The sequence below is a fragment of the Pedobacter sp. 01T416_2 genome, assembly GCF_056398925.1.
The window spans coordinates 1-2,985 of record NZ_JBFTQI010000721.1 but is presented as its reverse complement, the minus strand read 5'-3'; the positions used below and the strand labels follow the sequence as shown (position 1 = coordinate 2,985).

Here is a 2,985-nt window from a genome sequence, read left to right as displayed (position 1 = left end):
GATGAAGGATCAGATGGGCATGATGGACAAGCAGCAGCAAGTTCGTTACAGATAAAATTTTAAAGCCATTTCTTAACCGGAATGGCTTTTTTGTTTCAGCTCAATTTTGTTTATTGAAAATTGCAGCRTATAAATTGCTATTTTTATGGATAACTAACTTTTAAATATTCATGAAAAAAGTATCTTATTTACCCATACTGGCTTCCTTAGTCATTCTAGGTGCTTGCAATAACAAAAAAGATGCTGAAGAAGGCAATGAAAGCTTTTCGACAGCTAATCCTTTTTTTAAAGCAAGCGAACTTGCCTTTCAGGCGCCTGCCTTCGACAAAATTAAAACCGGCGATTTTAAACCTGCACTGGAAGAAGGAATGAAGCAGCAGATAAACGAAATCCAGAAAATCGCTGATCAGACTGATGCACCTAGCTTTGAAAATACCATTCTGGCCATCGAAAAAAGCGGACAATTGCTGAACCGGACAAGTATGGTTTTTAACCTGCTTACAGGTGCCAATACCAATCCCGAATTGCAAAAGGTTAAAGAAGAGGAAGCTCCTAAATTAACTGCAAACACCGATGCCATTTATTTAAATACCAAACTTTTTAACCGGGTAGCAATCCTTTATAAAAAGAAGGATCAGCTGAAACTGGATCCTGAATCGTTGCGCTTACTAGAGTCTTATTACCAAAAATTTGAATTGGCAGGAGCAAAGCTATCTGATGCTGACAAAGACAAGCTTAAAGAACTGAATAAAGAAGAAGCTACTTTGGGTGCAAAGTTTACCGCACAGTTACAGGCAGCGGGTAAAGGTTTAAAAAATACTACCCAACAGCCCGAATTGCAATCAATGGCCGATCGTGCCAAGCGAGAAGAACTTTTTAACAAATCATGGAACAGGGCTGAAAAAGGCGATGCAAATGATACCCGTAAAATAATTTCAAGAATTGCGCAGATCCGTTCTGCTCAGGCTGCATTGCTTGGCTTTAAAAATTATGCGGCTTGGAAATTACAAAATCAGATGGCTAAAACACCCGAAGCAGTTGAAGATTTTTTTAGTAAAGTTATTCCGGCTGCTACCGCTAAAGCAAAAAGTGAAGCGGCAGATATACAAGCTGTAATCGATCAGCAAAAAGGTGGCTTTAAATTAGCCCCCTGGGATTGGGACTATTATGCCGAACAAGTTCGCAAAGCAAAATTCGATTTAGATGAAAACGAGGTTAAGCCCTATTTCGAGTTAAATAAAGTACTCATCAATGGTGTTTTTTATGCTGCAACACAACTTTACGGCATTACTTTTAAAGAACGTAAAGATTTACCTGTTTACCAGGAAGATGTTCGTGTTTTTGATGTGATAGACAAAGACGGGAAACAGCTAGGTCTGTTTTATTGTGATTACTATAAGCGTGATAATAAGGATGGTGGCGCCTGGATGGATAATCTTGTTCCCCAATCTAAGCTATTCGGCACGATACCGGTTATTTATAATGTCTGCAATTTTACCAAACCCGAAACCGGAAAACCAGCATTAATTAGTTTTGATGATGTTACAACCATGTTCCATGAATTTGGACACGGTTTACATGGTCTGTTTGCCAACCAGCAATATCCCAGTCTTTCGGGTACAAGTGTAGCCCGCGATTATGTAGAATTTCCTTCCCAGTTTAATGAACATTGGGCTTCCGATCCAAAAATACTGAAGAATTATGCCCTTCACTATCAAACCGGAGCACAGATGCCACAGACTTTGTTAGATAAAATTAAAAAGGCGAGTTCGTTTAACCAGGGTTATATGTTTACTGAAGCATTGGCAGCAGCCGATCTGGATATGCAGTGGCACACGATTTCTCCGGGTTCACCATTAGAGGATGTTGACAAATTTGAAGCCGAGGCTTTAAAGAAAACCAATCTAAATTTATCGTATGTGCCGCCACGTTACCGCTCCAGCTATTTTCTGCATATCTGGAGTAATGGCTACGCCGCAGGTTATTACGCCTATAGCTGGACTTCTATGCTTGAAAATGATGCCTTTTCTTGGTTTCAGGAAAATGGGGGACTGACCAGGGCAAATGGTCAGCGTTTTAGGGATATGATTCTGTCCAAAGGAAATACCGAAGATCTTGGCAAAATGTTTTTTAATTTCAGGGGACATAATCCTGATATTAAACCAATGCTTAAAAAACGCGGATTGTTGTAAAACAAAATTATAGTACAAAGGACAGTTAACAATTGGCCTTTGTACTATAATCAATAACGGGTCGAGGATGGCGGTGCTGTAGTTATGGTACCATTTTTCTTTAAATTCCATCTCTGCCGATGAACCTTTCTTTACCCAAAAGAAACTGAATAGCCTTTTTTACATTACGGTTCACCGATTCTTCCGTTTTAAGGTTGGCAATATAACGTATAATTTCCTTCTGTAAATGGGGGGCAAGGCCATCAAATACATCCTTAGCTTGTTTATTTTCTACTAAAGCCTGTTCTAACTTAGGATTTATCCTTATTGTTCGTTCTTCAGCATCAAATTCAATTTCGAAGCTTGCAGTATCTCCAACATCTTTGCCTGCCGCTTTTCGCATCGGCGTATTCAGGTACAAACGCCAATCACCCGCATATTTTACCAAAGTTTGTTTAAACTCATGCCCATCGATTTTCATTGTTATTGGAAGCTGACCCTTGTCTTTTCCTGCTTGATGGAAAACATAGGTTAATACTTCTTCTGGTACAAATACAAAAGGATTAATGCCTATAATATTAATTTTGGCAAAAAATGCCCCGGGTTTTTTATTATCCATTAATTAAAGATATTGTCTTTGATTAAAACTCCATAATTTTTGGTCAATAAATCAGACGGTATGCGTTCTGTCTAACGCCATTCGCCAATCGCTCTTCGCAAAAAATCAAAACCAAACACTATTTTTCATTGTAGTTTATATAAAAATCTAATACTATGGCAACATCACAAGAAGGGAGTACCAACAATACTCAGG

Annotated in this window: 2 protein-coding genes; one reads left to right on the top strand and one right to left on the bottom strand. The window is 38.6% G+C overall.

What is annotated here, in order from left to right; all coding sequences use genetic code 11:
* Positions 1-170 precede the first annotated feature (170 nt).
* Positions 171-2,192, top strand: coding sequence for a M3 family metallopeptidase (locus tag AC1DPQ_RS23035; protein WP_477581637.1), 2,022 nt, complete (start codon positions 171-173; stop codon positions 2,190-2,192).
* A gap of 100 nt (positions 2,193-2,292) precedes the next feature.
* Here the strand turns inward: AC1DPQ_RS23035 and AC1DPQ_RS23030 are convergent, their stop codons facing one another.
* A complete protein-coding gene (locus tag AC1DPQ_RS23030; RefSeq protein WP_477610995.1) occupies positions 2,293-2,790 on the bottom strand; it encodes a YdeI/OmpD-associated family protein in 498 nt (165 codons plus the stop codon).
* Between the last annotated feature and the right edge of the window lie 195 nt (positions 2,791-2,985).

Excerpts from the sequence above, each read along its gene's own strand:
- AC1DPQ_RS23035 (WP_477581637.1), top strand. The coding sequence starts at position 171 with ATGAAAAAAGTATCTTATTTACCCATACTGGCTTCCTTAGTCATTCTA.
- AC1DPQ_RS23030 (WP_477610995.1), bottom strand. The coding sequence starts at position 2,790 with ATGGATAATAAAAAACCCGGGGCATTTTTTGCCAAAATTAATATTATA.